The sequence below is a fragment of the Janthinobacterium sp. 67 genome (assembly GCF_002797895.1).
GTDB lineage: Bacteria > Pseudomonadota > Gammaproteobacteria > Burkholderiales > Burkholderiaceae_D > Janthinobacterium.
Genome location: NZ_PGES01000001.1, coordinates 160,651 through 181,702 on the forward strand (window position 1 = coordinate 160,651; position 21,052 = coordinate 181,702).

A 21,052-nucleotide genomic window follows, 5' to 3' on the forward strand; every position below is an offset into this window, starting at 1 on the left:
CTTTTTTTCATCGGCGGGGCACTTGTTCGGTTTCCGCTACGCTGTCCGTTAGGCAAACCAAGGCGTCCTCCGGTACACTACCGGACATCACCGTGTCAATATTGACGGTGATGTCATCGGTCTTTGTCTTCCGTTTGATCACTGTCAATAACAACTATAGAAATACTTTTGAGCCAAAATACCCACACCATCCCCAGCCGGGAGGACATTCTCGGCATATTCCGCAGCGTCAACGCGCCTCTCGACCCGCAGTCTCTCGGGAAAACGCTGCAAGTGCATGCCGATTCCATGGATGTCCTCGTTCGTCGCCTGAAGGCGATGGAGCGCGACGGCCAGCTCAAGTCTGACGCCAGCGGTGTTTTCAGCCTGGCCGACCAGAGCGCGCTTGTCGCCGGTCGCGTCACCAGCCACCGCGATGGCTTCGGCTTCGTTATTCCCGACGACGCGAGCGCCGACCTGTTCCTGCCTGAGAAAGAAATGCAGAAAGTACTGCATGGCGACAAGGTCATGGCCCGCATCGTCGGCACGGACCGCCGCGGCCGCCCGGAAGGCACGATCGTGGAAGTCACGCAGCGCGCCAACACCCACGTCATCGGCCGCCTGATCCAGGAGAACGGTACCTGGGTCGTGGCGCCGGAAGACCAGCGCATCGGCCAGGATATCCTGGTGACCGGTTCGGTGGGCAAGGCCAAGGCCGGCCAGATCGTCAGCGTCGAGTTGACCGAGCAGCCGATGCGCTTCAAGCAACCGGTCGGCAAGATCGTCGAAGTGCTCGGTGCGCTCGATGATCCCGGCATGGAAATCGAGATTGCAGTGCGTAAATTCAACGTGCCGCACATCTTTTCCGCCGCCGCCCTCAAGCAAGCTGAAAAACTGCCGTTCGAAGTGCGCGCCGCCGACCTGAAAGACCGTGTCGACCTGCGCGACGTGCCGCTCGTCACCATCGATGGCGAGGATGCGCGCGATTTCGACGATGCCGTGTATTGCGAGCCCGTCAAGATCGGCCGTGCCAACTGCTTCCGCCTGATCGTGGCGATTGCCGACGTCAGCCATTACGTGAAACCGAACGACGCGCTCGATATCGACGCGTTGGAGCGCAGCACGTCCGTCTACTTCCCGCGCCGCGTGATTCCGATGCTGCCGGAAAAACTGTCGAACGGCCTGTGCTCGCTGAACCCTGCCGTCGACCGTTTGACCCTCGTGTGCGACGCCGTCGTCAGCGACAAGGGCGAGCTGAAGGCGTACCAGTTCTACCCGGCCGTCATCCATTCGGCCGCGCGCCTCACGTATGACGAAGTCGCCGCCGTGCTGGGCAACACCAAGGGACCCGAAGCGGCGCGCCGCGCGGACATCCTGCCGCACCTGCAAAACCTGGAAGCCGTCTACCGCGCCTTGCTGAAAGCACGCACGGAGCGGGGCGCCATCGACTTCGAGACGACGGAAACCTATATCGTCTGCAACAGCGCGGGCAAGATCGAAAAGATCATTCCCCGCACGCGCAACGAAGCGCACAAGATCATCGAAGAGTGCATGCTGGCGGCCAACGTCTGCGCGGCCGATCTGCTGCTGCGTAACAAGCATCCAGGCACCTACCGCATCCACGCCAGCCCGACCAAGGAAAAGCTCACGCAAGTGCGCACCTTCCTCAAGCAAGTCGGCCTGAACCTGACGGGCGGCGATACGCCATCGGCATCCGATTACCAGACCCTGATGCAGCAGATCAAGGAGCGTCCCGACGCTGCCCTGCTGCAAACGATGCTGCTGCGCTCGATGCAGCAAGCCGTCTACAGCCCGGACAATATCGGCCACTTCGGCCTGGCGTACGAGGCGTATGCCCACTTCACCAGCCCGATCCGCCGCTATCCCGACCTGCTGACGCACCGCGCCATCAAGGCCATCTTGCAAGGCAAGAAATACGAGCCCAAGCTGTCCGAGAAGACCGTGCTGAACACGAACGTGTCGAACGCCACGCGCAAGCAGCAGGCGAAAGACAAGGCCGAAGGCAAGCCGAAGAAGACCGATCTGACGATATGGGACGCGCTGGGCGTGCATTGCTCGGCCAACGAGCGCCGCGCCGACGAAGCGTCACGCGATGTCGAAGCCTGGCTGAAGTGCTACTTCATGCAGGACAAGCTGGGCGAGGAATTCACCGGCACCATCACGGGCGTGACCACCTTCGGCGTCTTCGTGCAACTGGACACCCTGTTTGTCGAAGGCCTGGTGCACGTCACCGAGCTGGGCACCGACTACTTCCAGTACGACGATGCGCGCCATGAATTGCGCGGCGAACGCACGGGCAAGCGCTACCAGCTGACCGACCGTCTGACGGTGCAAGTGGCGCGTGTCGACCTGGAAACGCGCAAGATCGACCTGCGCCTGGTCACCGATGCGGAACTGGCGGGCGAAGAAGCGCCAGCCAAGCAGGCCGGCGGCAAGCGCAAGGGCGAAAAGAAATCGATGGTCAAGCCTGGTCCCGCGACCGAGCAGCGCCACGAGATCAAGGCCAGCGTCAATGGCGGCGGCAACAATGGTGGCAAACCCGGCAAGGGTTCCGGCGGCCGTTCCAACGGCGCCAAGGCGCAAGCCAAGCCTGCAGCCAAGGCAGCGCCCAAGGCGGCAGCCCCCAAGGCCGCCGAGTCTAAGCGCAGCAAGAAACCAGCCGCGGCACCCGCTGCGGCGGCACCACGTGCAGCAAAAACTGTATCAAAATCAAGCAAGAACAAGCGATAAGCGATAGATAGATAATGAAGAATAAAATGATTTTCGGCTTCCACGCCGTCACCTCGCGTTTGCGTCATGAAGCGTCGTCCGTGGAAGAAATTTTCGTCGATGCCAGCCGCGTCGACGGCCGCATGAAGGACATGATCGCCGCCGCCAAGGCTGCGAACGTGCGCGTCATGCCCGTCGATTCGTCGCGTCTGGACAAGATCGTCGGCACGCGCCGCCACCAGGGCGTGATCGCGTTTGCCTCGCAGCTGTCGCTGGCGCGCAATCTCGATGAGCTGCTGGACGCCATCGACGGCCCGCCGCTGCTGTTGATTCTCGACGGCATTACCGACCCGCACAACCTGGGCGCCTGCCTGCGCGTGGCCGACGGTGTCGGCGCACATGCCGTCATCGTGCCGAAGGACCGCGCCGTGGGCTTGAACGCCACGGCCGCCAAGGTCGCCAGTGGCGCCGCCGAAACCGTCCCGTACATCACGGTGACGAACCTGGCGCGCACCATGCGTGAACTGAAGGATCGCGGCATCTGGCTGATCGGCACCTCGGACGACGGCGAAAAAGGCTTGTACGAAGCCGATTTCACGGGCCCGACGGCTCTCGTCATGGGGTCCGAAGGCGAAGGCATGCGCCGCTTGACGCGCGACACCTGCGACATCCTCGTCAGCATCCCGATGTTCGGCTCCGTCGAGAGCCTGAACGTGTCCGTGGCTTCGGGCGTGTGCTTGTATGAAGCCCGCCGCCAGCGCATCGCGCTGGAAGCCTAAAAAACGTCCATGGCTGCGTTGCATTGCCTCGCCGTACATTCGTACTGTCTTCGGCAATGCGCCTTGCCCTGAACGTTTTGTAACGCTTCCAGAAAATCAGCCGCCGCCCTTGAGGCGGCGGTTGTTTATCTGCCTCTCCGGCAGCACGCCGCCGAATACGCTACCATTTGCGTTCCACCTTATCCATTTTCATTATGTTCCACCACCTGCGCGAAGACATCAACAGCATCATCGAACGTGACCCGGCCGCCCGCAATGGCTGGGAGGTGCTGACCTGTTATCCGGGCTTGCACGCCATCGTCATGCATGGCTGGGCGCACTGGTGCTGGACGCGGCACATGAAGTGGGTGGGGCGCTTCATTTCCTATATCGCCCGCATCATCACGGGCATCGAGATCCATCCGGGCGCGGTCATCGGCCGGCGCGTCTTCATCGACCACGGCTTCGGCGTGGTGATCGGCGAGACGGCCGTCGTCGGCGACGACTGCACCATCTACCAGGGCGTGACCCTGGGCGGCACCTCGCTGCACAGCGGCGCCAAGCGCCATCCGACCCTCGAGCGCGGCGTCATCGTCGGCGCCGGCGCGCAGGTGCTGGGCAGCTTCACGGTGGGCGAGTACGCCAAGGTGGGCTCGAACGCCGTGCTGTTGAAACCCGTGCCGTCCGGCGCCACGGCCGTTGGCAACCCCGCGCACATCGTGCAAAAGGATGTCAGCGCCCTGCGCGAGGGCAGCACGGCCCATTTGTTCGCCGCGTATGGCGTCACGCCCAACGGCGACGATCCGCTGTCGAAAGCCCTGCAAGGGCTGATCACGCATGCCGTGGCGCAGGAACAGCGCATCGAAACCATCCTCGCCACCCTGAAGGCGGCGGGCATCTGCTGCCAGGGCGTGCCCGAGTGTGATAAATTCGATTCCGAGCAAATGAACAAGCTGGTTGATTAAGGATACAGGCATGACTACAGACGCAAACATAGCTGAAAACGCAGCAGAAAAGAGCAGCGACAATCCGAATCTGCTCGACCCGTTCGAGATCCGCGTGCTGGCCGTGCTGGCCGAAAAGGAAGCGCTGACGCCGGACAGCTATCCGCTGTCGCTCAACGCGCTGACGAACGGCTGCAACCAGCTGTCCAGCCGCGACCCCGTCATGGCCCTGTCCGAAGAAACCGTCTACGACGTGCTGCAGCGGCTGATGCAGCGCAAGTTCGTCAACGGCATCACGCAGGCCGGCGCGCGGGTCGCCAAGTACGAACACCGCATGCGCATCAAGTGGTCGCTGGAACAGGACAAGCTGGCCATCCTGACGATCCTGATGCTGCGCGGCTTGCAGACGGCGGGCGAAATCCGCAGCCGCAGCGGCCGCGTACATGAATTCAAGTCCGTGGCGGAAGTGGAAGCTGGCCTGCAATTCTTGATCGACAAATATCCGCCGCTGGCGGCCAAGCTGGCCGTCGCACCCGGCGCCAAGGAACCGCGCTACGGCCATCTGCTGGGCGGTGAAGAGGCGCTGGCGCAGATCGAGACGGCGGCAGGTTTTGCCGGCGCCGTCAGCGCGCCGCAGCAGGGCAGCCGTGTGGCCCAGCTGGAGCAGGAAGTGCTGCAATTGCGCAGCGACTTCGATGGCCTGGCGGCGCAGTTCGAGGCGTTCCGCAAGCAGTTCGAATAATGGCCGCTCACGCGTGACGTTTTCCTTTTGCGCCGCTCCTGCGGCGAGACCCACTCGGGCATGCCCAGCTTCGACGCCCGGGATGCCTGCGTCAATGACGCGAAGCGCGCGCATCGGCCCTTTCTTCGGCTGGCCGGAACGGGTAGCCGAGCTGCGTGCGCGGCTCGTGCATGGCGCGTGACAGGCCCGGCATTTCAGCCGCTCCCTGTCAGTCCGGCCCCGTTTCCGGTATCATTCGGCATGAATACTATTTCCTTCCAACCGTTTGTTATTGGTGTCGCTGGCGGAAGCGGCAGTGGCAAGTCCACCGTATCACAGCAGGTGCTGGCGTCGTTTGGCGCCGACATGGTCTCGGTCGTGATGCAGGACGACTACTATTGCGACCAAACCCATCTCTCCCCTGAAGTCCGGCGCCAGCAGAATTACGACCATCCGCAGGCGTTCGAGTGGCCATTGCTGGTGCAGCACATCCAGGCCTTGCGCAACGGCGAGCCGATCGAGATGCCCGAGTACGACTTCACGCTGCACAACCGCTCCAACCGGACCATTTCCGTCAAGCCGGCGCCCGTGATCGTGATCGAAGGCCTGTTCGCCTTGTATGACGAAGACTTGCGCAACATGATGTCGCTGAAGATCTTTGTCGACACGGCCTCCGACGTGCGCTTCATCCGCCGCATGCAGCGCGATATCACGGAGCGCGGCCGTTCGGTGGAAAGCGTCATCGAGCAGTACCTGGAAACCGTGCGCCCGATGCACAAGCAGTTCATCGAGCCGACCAAGCGCAATGCCGATGTCATCTTGCCGCATGGCGCGAATGGCCCCGCGGTCGACATGATCACGGCCAAGGTGGCCAGCGTGATTGGTCAATTGAAACCGGCCGCCTGAAGCCTGCCGGCTAACATCCCGTTGCGTCAGCGTTCTCCCATCGATTCCGAAAACGTCTTGGTGATCGGTTTCGTCAGGTAGCGCAAGACCGTCTTGCGGCCCGTGTTGATTTCCACCGTGGCCGTCATGCCGGGCTGGATCAGGATAGGCTCGCCATTCTTGCCCATCAGATTGCGCCCGCTGGTCTTGATCTGCACGCGGTAGTAGGGCTGTTCGTTGCCCTTGTTGTCTTCACTTAGGGTGTCGGCGCTGATGTAGCTGACGGTGCCGCGCAAACGCCCGTAGATGCCGTAGTCGTAGGCGTCCAGTTTCACGGCCGTGGGCAGGCCTGGCTTGATGAAGGCGATGTCGGCCGGTTTGACTTTCGCTTCGATGATCAGGTCATCGTCCGTCGGCACGATCTGCAGGATTTCCTCGCCCGGCTTGGCCACGCCGCCCAGGGTAGTGAGGCGCACGTTGCGCACGATGCCGTCCGTGGGCGCGTAGATATCCGTCGAACCGAGCTGCTCCTTGCGCTGCGTGACCGTCTGCAGCACGCCTGCCAGGTCTTCCTGGGCCTTCACCAGGTCCGTCTGGCTGTCCTGCAGGTATTTGTTGCGCCGGTTGGTGATCTGCGCCTGGATGTCGACCACTTGCCGCCGCAGTTTCAGCACTTCGGCGCGGCTGACATCCCCCGTTTCCAGCAGCGGCAGATTCATTTCCAGCTCTTCCTTGATCAGCTTCATGGCGCTTTCCAGCGAGCTCACTTCCGCCTGCACGGCGCCCTGGCGCTTGCCGAACAGGGCCAGCTGGTTGGCGCGAAATTCCGGGAACGCCTGCAGTTCGGGCGGGAACTTCGGCGTGCCGCCAAACACTTCCGCCTGCAGGCGCGCCACGGCCGCCTTCAGACCGGCCGCCTTGGCCGTGCTTTCCAGGTAGCTCGTCTCGGCCCGCGTGCGGTCGAAACGCGCCAGCAATGCTCCCTTTTTCACCACGCTGCCTTCGTGTACGCGCAGTTCGGCCAGCACGCCGCCATCGGCCACCTGGATGATCTGGTTGCGCGAACTGGCGATCACTTGGCCGTTGGCGCGCGTGACCTGGTCCAGCTCCGCCCATGAAGCCCAGGCGATGACGCCGGCCAGCGCCGCCGTGCAGCTCCAGATCAGCACCCGGCCCCGTTTCGCTTCCTCTCTCGTTGCCACCTTGGCCAGTTTCATGCGACGGCTCCTTGCGCCACCGGCGCAGGGGCCGCACTGGGCACGGCTTGCGGCTTGCCCGACAGCTTGGCCAGCACGGCATCGCGCGGACCGTCGAGCAGTACCCGTCCCGCCTGCAGCACCACCAGGCGGTCGAGCAGGGGCAGCAGGGCGTTCTTGTGCGTGGTGGCGACCATGGTCACGCCTTCGGCCGCCAGTTCGCCCAATAGCCCGACGATGCGCGCTTCCGTCTTCGCATCCATGGCGCCCGTGGGCTCGTCGAGCAGCCAGATGCGCGGCTTGGCCAGCAGCAGGCGCGTGACGGCGATCAATTGCCGCTGGCCGCCCGACACGCCGCGCCCGCCTTCGGTGATGGTCAGCGCCAGTCCCCGTGGCTGGCCCAGTATCAGCTCGATCAGGCCAGTACGTTTTGCCGCCGCCAGGATCGCTTCCTCGCCCGGGTCGGCCAGTCCCAGTAACAGGTTGTCGCGCAGGGTGCCGCTGAACAGCCGCGTTTCCTGCGGCAGGTAGCCGACCATTTCGCGCACCACGGGCGGCGCCAGCAGGGCCATGTCGACGTCGCCCAGGTAGGCCTTGCCCTCGGCCGGCTGGTACAGGCCCGAGGCCAGTTTCAGCAGGGTGCTCTTGCCCGAGCCGATGGCGCCCACCAGGCCGACCCGTTCGCCGGGGCGGATGGCCAGGCTGTCCACTTCCAGCGCCACCTTTTGCGCGCCGCCATACGTAAAGCGGATGCGTTCGAAGCGCAAGCCCGTATCGAGGCTGCGCGGCGTCAGCGCGAACTGCGCGTTGTCCGCTTCGTTGGGCAGGCTGATGACCTGTTCCAGGCCGTCGATCGAGGCGCGCGCATGCGCCCACTGCACCATCACGGCGGGCAGCTGCACGATGGGCATCAGGGCGCGGTTGCTGATGATGGTGCAGGCCATCAGGGCGCCCATGGTCATCTGGTTCTCGGCCACGAACCACGCACCCATCGAGATCAGCGCCACGTTGGTCAATTGCTGGAAGGCGGCCGTGATGTTTTGCGACAGGGCCGCATAGTCGCGGATGTTCTGCTCCGCGTTGCTGCTTTCGGCCACCAGTTCGGCCCAGCGCGCCTGCATCATCCATTCGGCGCTGCTGCCCTTGAGCGTTTCCACGCCATCGACGGCTTCCACCAGCAAGCCGGCCTTGCGGTTGCTGGCGTTGAGGTTCTTGCGCGTGTGGCTCTCGATGGCGCGCTGGAACATCAGCCCGCACAGGAGGGCCAGCGGCAGCGCCACCAGCGGCACCACCACCAGCCAGCCGCCGATGATGGTGATCATGGCGAGGAAGATCACGGCGAAGGGCACGTCCGTGAGCACGAACAGCGACGTCGACGTGAGCACGCCGCGCACCATTTCAAAGCCCTTCACCTGCGCCGCCAGGGTGCCGACGGAAGCGGGGCGCGACTCCATGCGGATGCCCAGCATGCGCTGGAAAAACCACTCGGACAATTCATGGTCGACGTCATTGCACGAGTGGTCGACGATGCGGCTGCGTACCTGCTTGAGGATGAATTCCAGGCCGATCGACAGGGCCACGCCCACCACCAGTACCCACAGGGTGCTGAAGCTCTGGTTCGGGATCACGCGGTCGTACACCTGCATGGAAAACAGCGAGGTGGCCATGGTCAGCAGGGTCACCAGCGCGGTGGCCAGCACGGCGTCGACGAACACGCTTTTCTTCAGCCACAGGGCCTGGCGTACCAGGCTGAGTGCGCCGGGGCGGGCGCCGCTTTTTTCGCTGCGGCGCGGCAGGCCCACGCAAGCGAGGCCGGCCAGCGAGGCCAGCTGCAAGGCGCGTCCATCGACGCCTTCGCCGCGCCAGGCGCCGTCGGCGCCGCGCGACTGCAGCAAGCCCCAGCCCGTGCTGGCGCTGTAGACGGCGAACGGCAGCTCGCCCGGCGTCGGTGCGTGCAGCTGGCGCGCCGCGCCTTCCAGCCCGGCCGCTTGCCAGATGGCGGTAAGCACCATGGCGGGCGCGCCGCTGTCGTCGATATCTTCGAGCTGGCGCTGCAGGTCGGCCAGGCGCGCGCTGGCGACGTGCTGGCCCGTCAGGCGCGCAGCCCGTTCGATAAGTGTCAGCAAGCCATGTTTGATGGAGTTGTCCACGCTGTCTCCTGTGTGCATCATGTCGGTGTCAATTCGCGCGCGCCACGCCCGCCGGCGTCGTGCGCCCGGCCAGGGTGCCCGTCTGCGCGGCCAGGCGCAGGCTGGCGGCAATCGCCTGCGCCCGCGTGTCTTCCAGCGAAAACCGCGCCTGCGTTGCTTCACGCACGGCGTTGAGCACGTCGTTCCAGCTCTTGCGGCCGATCACGTACTGGCGCGCATACGATTCGAATACCTGCGTCGAGGTGGTGCTGGCTTCGCCCGCGTTGCCCAGGCGCTGGCGGCTCGCCTCGGCCTCGTTCCAGTCCAGCGTAAAGCGTTCGCGCACGTCGCGTTCGGCCGCATCGTGCGCGGCGCGCGCCCCTTCGCGCCTGGCCACGGCGGCGTCCACGCCGGCCTTGGCCGACAAGCCGGCGCCCGGCTGCGCCTGCAGCACCAGCATGGCGCGCGTGCGGTTGTCGGCATTGATGCCGCCCGTGGGCTTTTCCATGCGCAGCACGACTTTTGGCATGTAGGCCGAGCGTTGCAGGGTGATTTCGGAGTCGGCCGCCTGCGCCTCGAAATCGAGGCGGTGCAGGGTGGGGGAGTAGTCGACGGCCTGGCGCATGACCCGCTCCAGGCTGGCGTCGGGCAGCGGTTCGCCCACGCCGATGCCGCTGGCGGTGACGAGGCGCACCGGTTTGCCGGCCAGCTGCGACAGCTGCGCCAGCGCGTTGTCCAGCGCCTGGCGCGCATTCGACACGTCGTTGGCCGCCTGGTAGGCGCGCGATTCGGCCAGGCGCTGGTCCGTTTGCGAACTGACCGACTGCGCCACGCGGCGCTTGATCATGTCCAGCAGGCGCTGGTGTTCGGCCAGTCCCTCTTCGGCAGAATGCACGCGCGCCGTCTGGCGCAGCGCTTCCGTGTAGGCGGCGATCACGCGCAGGGACAGGGTCAGGCGTTCCTCTTCGATGGCCGCGCCGGCCGCGTCGACCCGGCTGCCGGCCGCATCGATGCCCGCGTCGATGCGCCCGCCGCTCCACAACGGCTGTTCGACGCGCACCACGCCGCCCGTTTCGCGCGAACCCGTGGGGACTTCGGCCGACAGGCTGGGGAAGCGCTGCCACTGCGCGCCATCGAGCTCGGCGCGCGCGGCCGCCTGCGCCGAACGCTTGCCCTGGACGGCGGGATGGCTTTGCAGCGCCTGCTGCAAGACCTGGTCGAAGCTCCAGGCCGTGGCGCCCTGGGCCTGGGCGAAAGTGCTGATCGATGCCATGGCCATGGCCGCCAGTACGGCCGCGCCACGTGGCAGTAAAAACCATGCTGGGAAACCGCGTAATCTCATCCCGTATTTTTCCGGCACCAGGCCTGACGCATTTCAAGGTGTGGCGGGAACGCGCGCCGTGCTGCGCTGCGCGCTCCCGCTCCCGTGCCAGGCGTGGCGCCTGGCGTGGTTGCCCCTGCTTCAGACGACGAAGTTGGCCGCCGTCAGCTGCGTGATGTTCACGCCACCGAGCAGCACCAGCGCCGTGTCGATGGCGTTGGCGTTGCTCAGGTCACTCGAGTGATACACGGTCACGGCGCCGCTGTTCTGCGCATCGGCGATGACGATGTAGCCCTGTCCCGACAAGACGCTGTTGTCGGCCGCGATGGCGCTGGCCGCCGCGCCGATCGACACGGACGTGCCGTCGAAGATGAACAGGTTGTCGTTGCCAAAGTCCGTGCCCACGTTGACGCCCACGGCCACCGACGCCGTCAGGTGGGCGATGGCGGACATGTCGATCACGTCGCCGCCGGCCGCCGGCAGGCCCGTGCTGAAGTCGGCGACCGTCAGCGGATTGTGCAGGGCGTTCTGGCTCAGCACGAACAGCTGGCTGGCGTCGGTCAGGTCGGCTTGCGCCTGGGCGGCGGCCGCCGCCGCGGCATCGGCATTCGCCGCCACCGTCAGCGAACTTGCGTCCGTCAGGTCCGCCTGCGCCTGCGCTTGCAGGGCGGCGGCCGCTGCCGCATCGGCTGCCAGGTGCAGGGCGCTGGCGTCCGTCAGGTCGGCCGTCTGCGACGCGGCCAGGGCCGCTGCCGCTGCCGCATCGGCGGCCTGCGTGAGCGCCACGGCATCGGTCTGGTCAGCCAGCGCTTGCGCGGCGGTGGCGTGGGCCGCGTCCGTCGCTGCCACGGATGCCAGGGCGCTGGCGTCGGTTTGGGCGGCGATGGCGTTCGCTTGCGCCAGCGCGATGTCGGCCGCCTGCGCATCGGCATTGGCCTGGGCCGCCGCCGCGTCGTCCGCATAGGCGGCGTTCGCATTGGCATGCGCCTGCGCCGCTGCGGCTGCCGCGCTGGCGGCGACCGCATCGTCGGCTTGCGCCGCTTGCAGGGCCAGCAGGGAGGCGGCGGCCTGTGCCTGCGCCAGCGGCGCGGCCGCATCGGCCGCATGGGCGGCCAGCGCGGCCGCCGCCGCGTTGTTGGCGTTGACGGTGGCCGCCGCTGCCGCCGCATCGTCGGCTTGCGCCGCCTGGGTGAGGGTCAGCGAGGCCGCGGCCTGGGCTGCCGCTGCCGCGGCCGCGTCGTCGTCGTTCTGCGCCGCCGTGGCCGCTGCCAGTGCGCTGGCGGCCGTTGCCGCCGTGCTGACTGCGAGGGCGTCGGCGGCGATGGCGGCCGTGTGCGCGGCGGTGGCGGCGGCCGCATTGGCCGCGGCCTGGTTGGCGGCCGTGTCATCGGCTTGCGCCGCCTGGGCGGCGAGCAGCGCCGCCGCCGCTGCCGCGGCGCTGGCGCTGGCCGTGGCGTCGGCCGCTGCCGCTGCCGTGGCCGCCGCTTGCGCCAGTGCGGCGGCGGCGGCGGCATCGGCTGCCGCCTGGTCGTCGGCGACGGCGGCGTTGTGCGCGGCCTGGGCATTGGCGGCGTTGGCCGCCGCCAATGCGGCTGCCGCGTCATCGGCTTGCGCCGCTTGCGTCGCCGCCAGGGTAATGGTTGCCGCAACGGCTGCTGCCGCTGCCGCCACATCGGCGTCATGCGCGTTTTGCGCCGCCAGCTGGGCTGCCGCTGCCGCGGCGGCGGTGGCGGCCACGTTGGCGTCGGCGGCCAGGGCGGCGTCGAGCGCCGCTTGCGCGCTGGCGGCTGCCGTGGCGGCAGCTGCCGCGGTGGCGTCGTCCGCCTGGGCATTGAGGGTGGCGGCCATGGAAGTGGCCGCTTGCGCCGCCGCCGCTGCCGCGGCGGCATCGGCATTTTGCGCCGCGACGGCCGCCGCATGCGCGGCGACCGCATTGGCGGCGGCGGTGGCTGCCGCCGCATCGTCGGCCTGGGCCGCCGCCAGCGCCGCATGGGCTGCCGCCGCATTGGCATTGGCCTGGGCCGCATTGTCGGCCGCTCCCTGGGCGGCGATAAGGAGGTTCAGTTTCAGGGTCCTGTCATTGTCGGCATCCGTGGCGTTGACATCGGCCGTGACGGCGGCGGTCAGATTGGCGATGGCCGCGTTGAGCGCGGCATGGGCGTTGAGCGCTGCCGTATCGGCCAGTTGTGCCGCCAGGGTGGCGGCCGCCGAGAGGGCGGCCGTGTGCGCGGCATTGGCGGCGGCATCGTCGGCGGCCAGCGCCGCGCTGGCTGCCGCCAGTGCGTTGTTGGCCACCGTGGCGAGGGTTGCCAGGGCGCCGTCGGCCAACAGCGCCGCGTCGGAAGCAAGCTGTGCCACTGCCGCGGCAGCGGCCGTGCTTGCCGCCGTGGCGTCGTCGTTCTGGGCCGCCGTCGTCGCGGCAAGCGAGGCAGTGGCCGCCACGATTGCCGCGTTGAGTGTGGTCGTGGCGTTATTCAGGGCCGTTTGCGCGTTGGCCGCTGCCGTGGCAGCCGTGGCGGCCAGGCTGTCGTCGTTCAGGGCCTGGTTCAGCGCGGCCAGCGCGCTTGCCGCCGCCGCCGCGGTCGTGCCGACGGCGAGATCGGCCGCTTGCGCGGCCTGCGTGGCTGCCAGCGAGACGGACGCCGTGAGCGCGGCTGCCGCCGCGGCGATATCGTCCGCTTGCGCGTGCTGCGTGGCGGCGGCCGAGATGGCTGCCACGGCGGCGGCCGCTGCGGCAACCGCGTCGGCGGCGGTGGCGGCCGTGGCGGCGGCCGTTGCATTGGTGGCGTTCAGCACAGCTGCGGCGGCGGCCGCATCGTCGGCCAGGGCCGCATTCAGGGAAGCGAGCGCGTTGGCGGCGATGGTGGCGGCGCTGGCGGCGGCGTTGTCGGCCAGTTGCGCCGCTTGCGCGGCCGCTTGCGAGGCGTTGGCGACGGTGGCGGCCGTGGCGGCGGCCAGATCGTCGGCGACGGCGGCGGCGGTGGCCGCGTTCGCCGTCACGGCGGCAGCTGCCGTGGCGGCCGCATTCGCGTCGGCCTGCAAGGCCGCATTCAGGGCGGCCAGGGCATTGGCCGCCGTCGCGGCCGTCGTGGCGGCGGCCGTATCGGCCGCTTGCGCGGCCTGGGCCGCTGCCAGCGAGGTGGCGGCCACGCCGGCGGCGGTGGCCGCTGCGGCATCGTCCAGCTGCGCCGCCGTCGCTGCCGCTTGCGAGGTCAGGGCCAGGGTAGCGGCGGCGGTGGCGGCGTTGTCGGCGGCCAGTGCCGTGTTCAGCGCCGTCAGGGATGCGGCGGCCGTGGCTGCTGTCGAAGCGGCCGCCGCGTCGTCCGCCTGCGCTGCCACTGCGGCGGCATGCGACAGGTTCGCCGTGGTGGCGGCCGTCGTCGATGCCAGTGCCGCCACCAGGTCGAGCGGATGCGCGGCCGAATAGGCGGCCAGGGCGGCGGCATTGGCGGCGTCGTTGTTGGCGATGGTGGTCAGGGCGGCGGCATCCGTCAAGGCGGCCTTGGTGGCCGCCACGGTGGCGGCCGTGACGTCGAGCGTGTGTTGCGTACCCAGCAGGACGGCGTCGGTGAGGCCGGCCAGGGTGGCGGCGGCGGTGGCGGCGGTGGCATTCGCGGTCGCCACCAGGCCCAGTGCGACGGCATCCGTCAGGTTGGCCGTCGTTTGCGCCGCAGTGGCGGCGGCCGCATCGACGGTCGCCACCAGGCCCAGGGCGACGGCGTCCGTCAGCGCGGCCGTGGCGGCGGCCGTGTTGGCGGCGGCGGTGGCGGCTGTCGAGACGGTCCCCAGTGCCACGGCATCGGTCAGGTTGGCAACGGCGGCAGCGGCGCTGGCGGCCGTATTGGCGGCCGTCGAGACGAGGCCCAGTGCCACGGCGTCGGTGAGATTGGCCGTTGTTTGCAGGGCGGCAGCGGCAGCCGCATCGGCCGTGGCGACGAGGCCCAGCGCCGTGGCGTCCGTCAGCGCGGCGGTGGCGGCAGCCGTATTGGCGGCCGTGGTGGCGGCGGTCGAGAGCGTGCCCAGGGCCACCGCATCGGTCAGGTTGGCAACATTCGTCGCCGTATTGGCGGCGGCGGCAGCGGCCGTGGCGAGCAGGCCCAGTGCGGCGGCATCCGTCAGGTTGGCCGTCGCCTGCAGGGTGGCGGCCACGGTGGCGTCGGCCGTGGAGATCAGGCCCAGCGCCGAGGCATCCGTCAGCGCCGCCAGGCTGGTGGCCGAGGCGGCGACCAGCGCATCGGCGTTCGAGACGAGGCTCAGTGCGGTGGCATCGGACTGGCCCGCTGTCGTCACGGCTGCGGCGGCAGCGGCATCGGCGGCGGCCGACACCAGGCCCAGTGCCACGGCATCGGTCAGGTTGGCCGTGTTTTGCGCCGCCGTGGCTGCCGCCTGCGCCAGCGTGTTGGCAGAGGTCAGCGCGTTGACGGTGGTCTGGGCGGCCAACTGGGCTGCCGCATCGGCGGTGGACACCAGACCCAGCGCGCCGGCATCCGTCAGTGCGGCCGTGGCGGCGGCGGCGGTGGCGGCGGCTTGCGCGGCTGCGGCGGCGCTCACTGCCGAAATATCGATCCCGCCAAGGGCGGCGGCCGCTTCCGCTGCCGAGACGGCGCCTGCGGCCGTGGCGGCGAGCGCTGCTGCGTCGGTCAGGTTGGCTGTCACTTGCAAGGCCGCTGCCAACCCCGCGTCGGTAGTGGCGGTCGTGGCTAGGGCGATGGCATCCGTCAGGCTGGCAGTGATATCGGCGCCATCGGCATCGCCCTGCAAGGCATTGACGGTGGCCGTCAGGTCAAGCACGCTGGTCTGGCCGGCCGTGACGTTGGCGGCCACGGCGGCGAGGTTGGCGAGATTGAAGGCGTTGAGCGCAACATTGACGTCCAGCAGACTGGCCTGCGCATTGGCGGCAGCCGCGTCGGCATCGGCCTGGTCGGCCGCTTGCTGCAAGGCGACGACGTCGGTCTGGTCGGCCACTGTCTGCGCATTGGCGGCATCGCTGGCGGCGGCCGCGTCGGCGGCGGCCAGGGCGGCCGCATCCGTCTGGTTGGCCGTCGTTTGCGCGGCCAGCGCGGCGGCGGCATCGGCATCGGAAATGATTTGCAGGGCGGCCGCGTCCGTCAATGCCGCTTGTGCGGCGGCGCTGACGGAGGTGCTGGCGGCCGCATCGGCCGTGATTTGCAGGGCTGCCGCGTCGCTCTGGTTGGCGGTAATTACGGCATTCGCCGCCACGGTGACTGCAGCGGCAGCGGCGACGTCGAGTGCGGCCGCATCGGCACTGGCGGCCAGTGCGGCGGCGGCTGCCGTGGCAGCGTCGGCATCGGAAATCAGGGCAAGCGCAGCCGCGTCCGTCAAGTTGGCTTGCAGTTGTGCCGCATCAGCCGCCGCGGTGGCGGCATCGGCGATCAGGCCCAGGGTGGGCGCGTCCGTCATGTTCGCTTGCGTCTGCGCATTGGCGGCGTTCGTCGCGGCGGCATCGGCGGCGGCCTGCAGGGCGACGGCGTCCGTCGCGTTGGCGATGGCCGCGTCCTGGGCGGCGATGGCGGCGGCGGCGTCCGCCGCCATCGTCAGCGCCACGGCATCGGTCAGGCTGGCCTGCGCATCGGCGGCAATGGCCGCATTCGCGGCGGCGGTGGCGGCGGTGCCCAGTGCCGTGGCGTCGCTGGCATTGGCCGCTGTCGCCGCATCGGCGGCGGCCGTGGCGGCCGCGTTCGCGGCGGCGGCCAGGGCGGCGGCGTCGGTGACATCGGCCAGTTCGGTCGCAGCGGCAGACGCGGCGGCATCCGCATCGGAAATGAGGGCCAGGGCGGCGGCATCCGTCAAGCCGGCCTGGATGTTGGCCGCGACGGCGGCATTGGCGGCGGCAGTGGCCGCCAGATCCAGGGCGGCGGCGTCCGTGGCATTGGCCAGGGCCGTGGCGGCGGCGGCAGCGGCCGCATCATTGGCCGAGACGACGCCAAGCGCTGCCGCATCGCTCAGCGCTGCCTGCGTGTTGGCCGCAGTGGCGACCACGTCGGCCGCATCGGCGATGGCTTGCAGGGCAGGGGCGTTGGTCTGGTCCGCTTGTGTTTGTGCCGCATCGGCAGCGGCGTGCGCGGCGGCGGCGTTGGCGGCGGCCGTGGCGGCAGCCGCATCGTCATTTTGCGCCGATGTGGCGGCCGTTTGCGACTGGGCCGCGGCGGCGGCCGCAACGGCGGCGGCGCTGTCGTCACTGGTTGCGGCGGCAGCGGCGGCTTGCGCGCCGGGAACGACGGCAGCCGCGCCGGCCGCCAGCGTGTCGTCGCTGGTGGCGTTATTGGCGGCGAGCAGGGCTGCCGCCGCGGTAGCGGCGGCCTGCGCCGCCAGTTGGTCGGCCAGGATGGCCGCATTTGCCGCAGCCAGCGACGCTGCTGCCGTGGCTGCCGCAGCGGCGGCGGCGGCGTCATCGGCCAGGGCATTGTTGGCGGCGGCGACAGCGGCGGCGGCGGCCAGCACGGCTGCGTCCGTCACGACGGTGGTGGTGGATTGATTCCCCGTGCCACCCTGTCCGCCGGTCGAGCCGCCCGTACCGCCCGTACCACCGGTTCCGCCCGTGCCTGTACCACCGGTCCCTCCCGTCCCGGTACCGCCGGTCCCTGTTCCTCCTGTCCCACCGGTTCCCGTGCCGCCCGTGCCTCCCGTGCCCGTGCCGCCCGTGCCTCCTGTGCCTCCTGTGCCCGTTCCTCCTGTCCCCGTGCCACCCGTGCCGGAACCGCCAGCCGCGGCGCCACCTCCGCCGCCACCGCCGGCCGCGGCGGCCACCAGGCCCAGGCCGCCGAGCGCGCCCAGCACGCCAAGTCCGCCCAGGCCACCGGCCGCGCCCGCGCCGGCCGCGCCGCCGGCGCCAGCCGATGCCCCGGCTACATCCACGACACTGCCGCTGGGGATGCCGGCCGCACCCGCGCCTGTGCCCGCCGCGCCTGCGGCGCCACCATTGTTATCGCTTTGCGGCGTGCCGAGGTCGGCGCCAGCGTTGCCGGCCTGGCCTGCGGCCGCGCCGCTGCCACCGGCGGCCAGGGCGGCCGCAGCCACGGCGCCCGCCGTGCCCAGGGCGGCGGCATTGCCGTTCTCGGCGGCCCCCGTGACTTCCACGACATTTTCCGGCGGCATGGTCGCGCTGGCATCGGCCCCTTTGATCAGTTCATCTTCGTCATATTGCTTGCGGTCGCCGTTTTTTGGGTCGACTGCTTTTTTTGCGGGCGTCGCGAGTTTGGCGCCAGCGCCTTCTGCATTGACGGGAACTTGTGCTGGATTTTGGGTGGTGGCCATTTGAAAGTCTCCGGAAAAGGTTATGTGTTCGTTCAATTTTCTAAAATAATAAAAAATCAATAATATGATTCGCTTTCCTGCTTGCTCCGGCGAGGCTTGGGCCGTGGTTGAACTCTGGTGTTTCGGATGTTGATAGTGGCAAGTAAAACATAAATGGGAAAAAACGCTGGGGCAAAAGAGCGCTATTTCGGCAATATTAAAAATATAATTTTCATATTTGTTTTGCGTGTCGCCGCTTTCCCGTGTTTTGTTGCGCCGGCAAGCCGCATGTCAGGCGATACGCTCTGGCAGAAGCCGGCCTTGAGACGATAAATATACTAGCGCTCACTCTGATGGTAGTTTCAATTTTGAAACTTCCAATTTCATTTTGATCACTTTCCACGACATTATTTTCTCTGGCCTCAAGCGGGTGAATAGTCACGAATTGTCACGAAACAGGCGTTTTTTACCGAGTCTATTGCCGTGCTTGCGTATTTCTGCGCCTTTTATCCAAAAAAACCGCCTTGCTATCGAATTGCTAGTTGTTGTTTTTTTGAATGCCGATTATCAAATCTGATTGGTAATAAAATACGATAGAAATAATTATTTGCAATTTTTATATCGCATTAATCCTATCGAAATAATAGTCTCGATTCGATGGCAGGGGTTTTTCATAATAACTATCAATAAAGAAGTTATTATTCCAGGGGCTTGAGCGGAGTCGGAATGGAAAACGCCCCGTCGGGCGGGGCGTTTTCATGGAGCGGTGATATGGCGCTGTCAGCCTTCTTCGCGCCAGCGGCGCAGGCGGATGGCGGCGTAAATCAGCGCCGCGCCTGCCGCCGCACCCAGCCAGACGGCCGGCAAGGCCAGGCTGGACCAGGAATTGCTGAATACGTCGATGCGTGTCACGTGCGATCCTCCTTCCGCCAGCGCATGCATGTGCGGCAGCAGGTCCGGTTCGAACAGATACCAGCTGCCGGGGAGGGTGCCGAGCAGCGCGCGTCCGATGACGTTCATCTGTATCCAGCCGACGTCGCTTTCCGTCTGCGTCAGCTTGCCGGCCCAGACGGTCAGGACCAGCAGCAGCAGCGGCACGCCGACGGCCCACAGGAAGACTTTGGACTTGGCCCAGCTCGATACCATCAGCAGCCAGCCCACCGTCGGCAAGGCCCACAGGCAATATACGGGCAGCAAGCCGAACACGCGCAGCGGTCCCAGATACAGGCCGGGGGAGGCCAGCAGTTCGGCAAACACGTGGATGCCGTTGACCGCCAGCACGCCGCTGAGGATCAGGACGAGGGCCAGCGAAGTCAGGCTGGCGGCGGCGGCCACGATCAGCGGCGCGACCAGCAGGGCGATGGCCGCTTTTGACAGCACCGTCTGCGCATCCGAGATGGGCAGCGATTTCCAGAACAGCACGCTGCGGTCGCGGCGGTCGTCATGCAAGGCGCTCAGGCAATAGAAAAACACGAGGAAGCCCAGCGCCAGGAACAGCGGCGCGGCCGCGTACGTATAGTTGTTGGCGACGGCGTCGATGATTTCCGTGCGGCGCGGGCCGAAGCTGCTGGTATTGAAGACTTTGCTCCAGGACACTTCCTCGCCATTGACGATCAGCGCCGTGCGCATCTTGGTCTTGGCGATGGTGGCTATCGTCATCAGGGCGCCCAGCACGGTCATGACGATGCCGATCAGGGCGGGCGTCCACACCAGCATGCCCTTGTGTTCCCACAATTCACGCCGGATCAGCCATTGCATCTTGTTGGCAGGGGAAATACTCATTGGTACGATCCTTTCATGGTCGCGACAAACAGGTCTGCGAGGCTGGGCGTGCGCACCTCGCCCAGGGCGGCCAGCTGGGTGCGGGCGACGCCATCGAACAGCATCACCGACTTGCCGAACACGCTGCGTTCGCTGATCGGCTGCAGGGCGCGCGCCGGATTGACGTGCTGCGGGCCCACCATCACTTCGATGTAGCGCTCGCCCACTTCTTCCATGCTCGAGGCCAGCACGATCTTGCCGTCGCGAATGAACATCAGGTCGCTGAGGATGTGTTCCACCTCCTCGATCTGGTGCGTGGTGATGACGATGGTCTTGTTTTCATCGAAATAATCTTCCAGCAAGTTCTGGTAGAACTGCTTGCGGTACAGAATGTCCAGGCCCAGGGTGGGCTCGTCGAGCACGAGCAGCTTGGCGTCGATGGCCATGACCAGCGCCAGGTGCAGCTGCACCACCATGCCCTTCGACATGGCCTTGACCTTCATCTTCGGCGACAGCTTGGTGTGGGCCAGGTAGCGCTCGGCCTTGCTGCGGTCGAAACGGGGATGCACGCCCGCAACGAAATCGATGGCGTCGGCCACGCGCAGCCAGCCCGGCAGGATGGCCACGTCGGCGATGAAGCACACGTCGTCCATCAGCGCATCGCGCTGCACGCGGGGATCGCGCCCCAGCACCGACAAGTCGCCGTCGAAGCCCGTCAGGCCCAGGATGGCTTTCAGCGTGGTGGTCTTGCCGGAACCGTTAGGCCCGATCAAGCCGACGATGCGCCCCGGCGCGATATCGAAGCTGATGCCATCGATGGCCACCTGCCTGCCATACTGCTTGCGCAAGCCGCGCGCGCTGATGACGCTGTCCTTGTTCAATGCATTCATGCGTTCTCTCCGTGTGCGCCGCTGTCGCGGCTCGCTTGCAGTAGTTGCTCGAGGTTCAGGCCCAGTTGCGTGATGCGTTCCAGCATCGCCGGCCATTCTTCGCGCATGAAGCGCTCGCGTTCACTGGCCAGCAATTTGTCGCGGGCGCCTTCCAAGACGTACATGCCGAGTCCTCTGCGTTTTTCCACCAGGGCATCGTCGACCAGTTCCTGGTAGGCGCGCGACACCGTGATGGGATTCAATTGATAATCGGCCGCCACCTGGCGCACCGAAGGCAGGGCGTCGCCGGACTGCAGCACGCCATCGAGCATCATGCCCACCACCCTGGCCTTGAGCTGGCGGTAGATGGGGCTATTGTCATTCCATTCCGCGCTCATGGGATGGGCTCCGACAAGGGCGGGGCGGTGCGGCGCGTGAAAAATGCTGTAGGCATCAAAGCTCCGTGGTTTATTGAGTTGGTGTTGTAGTTAACTATAACACTAAG

At 67.1% G+C, this 21,052-nt stretch carries 12 protein-coding genes; 5 read left to right on the top strand and 7 right to left on the bottom strand.

Translation table 11 applies throughout. The features are described 5' to 3' along the window. Positions 1–168: 168 nt before the first annotated feature. From rnr to udk, 5 genes are all read left to right on the top strand, one after another. Positions 169–2,730 (top strand): ribonuclease R, encoded by a 2,562-nt coding sequence (gene rnr / locus CLU90_RS00750; RefSeq protein WP_100426937.1) that lies wholly within the window; start codon positions 169–171, stop codon positions 2,728–2,730. 14 nt (positions 2,731–2,744) lie between these two features. After that, on the top strand, positions 2,745–3,488 hold the full coding sequence (gene rlmB / locus CLU90_RS00755; protein ID WP_058048541.1) for a 23S rRNA (guanosine(2251)-2'-O)-methyltransferase RlmB: 744 nt from the start codon (positions 2,745–2,747) through the stop codon (positions 3,486–3,488). 194 nt (positions 3,489–3,682) lie between these two features. Beyond that, positions 3,683–4,432 carry a serine O-acetyltransferase gene (cysE, locus tag CLU90_RS00760; RefSeq protein WP_034784004.1) on the top strand — a complete coding sequence of 250 codons (750 nt, stop codon included), beginning with the start codon at positions 3,683–3,685 and terminating at the stop codon, positions 4,430–4,432. A gap of 10 nt (positions 4,433–4,442) precedes the next feature. Then, positions 4,443–5,153 carry a YceH family protein gene (locus CLU90_RS00765; RefSeq protein WP_100426938.1) on the top strand — a complete coding sequence of 237 codons (711 nt, stop codon included), beginning with the start codon at positions 4,443–4,445 and terminating at the stop codon, positions 5,151–5,153. Positions 5,154–5,393: 240 nt separating this feature from the next. Then, on the top strand, positions 5,394–6,038 hold the full coding sequence (udk, locus tag CLU90_RS00770) for a uridine kinase (RefSeq protein ID WP_092712503.1): 645 nt from the start codon (positions 5,394–5,396) through the stop codon (positions 6,036–6,038). A gap of 26 nt (positions 6,039–6,064) precedes the next feature. On the opposite strand, the gene CLU90_RS00775 is transcribed toward udk, so the two are convergent. The 7 genes from CLU90_RS00775 to CLU90_RS00805 all read right to left on the bottom strand — a co-directional run bounded on the left by CLU90_RS00775 (position 6,065) and on the right by CLU90_RS00805 (position 20,945). Next, a complete protein-coding gene (locus CLU90_RS00775; protein ID WP_092712505.1) occupies positions 6,065–7,234 on the bottom strand; it encodes an HlyD family type I secretion periplasmic adaptor subunit in 1,170 nt (389 codons plus the stop codon). After that, positions 7,231–9,363, bottom strand: coding sequence for an ATP-binding cassette domain-containing protein (locus CLU90_RS00780; RefSeq protein WP_198511117.1), 2,133 nt, complete (start codon positions 9,361–9,363; stop codon positions 7,231–7,233). Before CLU90_RS00780 ends, CLU90_RS00775 begins: the two co-directional genes overlap by 4 nt. 28 nt (positions 9,364–9,391) lie before the next feature. Continuing rightward, positions 9,392–10,615 (bottom strand): TolC family protein, encoded by a 1,224-nt coding sequence (locus tag CLU90_RS00785; RefSeq protein WP_198511118.1) that lies wholly within the window; start codon positions 10,613–10,615, stop codon positions 9,392–9,394. 189 nt (positions 10,616–10,804) lie between these two features. Next, the gene (locus tag CLU90_RS00790; protein WP_100426940.1) at positions 10,805–17,938 is read right to left on the bottom strand and encodes a hypothetical protein; all 7,134 of its coding nucleotides are present in this window, start codon (positions 17,936–17,938) and stop codon (positions 10,805–10,807) included. A gap of 759 nt (positions 17,939–18,697) precedes the next feature. After that, positions 18,698–19,699: a hypothetical protein gene (locus tag CLU90_RS00795; RefSeq protein ID WP_100426941.1), complete on the bottom strand. Its 1,002-nt coding sequence runs from the start codon at positions 19,697–19,699 to the stop codon at positions 18,698–18,700. Continuing rightward, positions 19,696–20,568 carry an ABC transporter ATP-binding protein gene (locus CLU90_RS00800; protein ID WP_092712513.1) on the bottom strand — a complete coding sequence of 291 codons (873 nt, stop codon included), beginning with the start codon at positions 20,566–20,568 and terminating at the stop codon, positions 19,696–19,698. The genes CLU90_RS00795 and CLU90_RS00800 overlap by 4 nt, the downstream gene beginning before the upstream one ends. Next, on the bottom strand, positions 20,565–20,945 hold the full coding sequence (locus CLU90_RS00805; protein ID WP_092712515.1) for a GntR family transcriptional regulator: 381 nt from the start codon (positions 20,943–20,945) through the stop codon (positions 20,565–20,567). The genes CLU90_RS00800 and CLU90_RS00805 overlap by 4 nt, the downstream gene beginning before the upstream one ends. Positions 20,946–21,052: the final 107 nt, after the last annotated feature.

Bases quoted from the DNA above. Each gene is read 5' to 3' on its own strand.
- rlmB (WP_058048541.1), top strand. From the start codon at position 2,745: ATGAAGAATAAAATGATTTTCGGCTTCCACGCCGTCACCTCGCGTTTG.
- cysE (WP_034784004.1), top strand. From the start codon at position 3,683: ATGTTCCACCACCTGCGCGAAGACATCAACAGCATCATCGAACGTGAC.
- CLU90_RS00765 (WP_100426938.1), top strand. From the start codon at position 4,443: ATGACTACAGACGCAAACATAGCTGAAAACGCAGCAGAAAAGAGCAGC.
- udk (WP_092712503.1), top strand. From the start codon at position 5,394: ATGAATACTATTTCCTTCCAACCGTTTGTTATTGGTGTCGCTGGCGGA.
- CLU90_RS00775 (WP_092712505.1), bottom strand. From the start codon at position 7,234: ATGAAACTGGCCAAGGTGGCAACGAGAGAGGAAGCGAAACGGGGCCGG.
- CLU90_RS00785 (WP_198511118.1), bottom strand. From the start codon at position 10,615: ATGGCATCGATCAGCACTTTCGCCCAGGCCCAGGGCGCCACGGCCTGG.
- CLU90_RS00790 (WP_100426940.1), bottom strand. From the start codon at position 17,938: ATGGCCACCACCCAAAATCCAGCACAAGTTCCCGTCAATGCAGAAGGC.
- CLU90_RS00795 (WP_100426941.1), bottom strand. From the start codon at position 19,699: ATGAGTATTTCCCCTGCCAACAAGATGCAATGGCTGATCCGGCGTGAA.
- CLU90_RS00800 (WP_092712513.1), bottom strand. From the start codon at position 20,568: ATGAATGCATTGAACAAGGACAGCGTCATCAGCGCGCGCGGCTTGCGC.
- CLU90_RS00805 (WP_092712515.1), bottom strand. From the start codon at position 20,945: ATGAGCGCGGAATGGAATGACAATAGCCCCATCTACCGCCAGCTCAAG.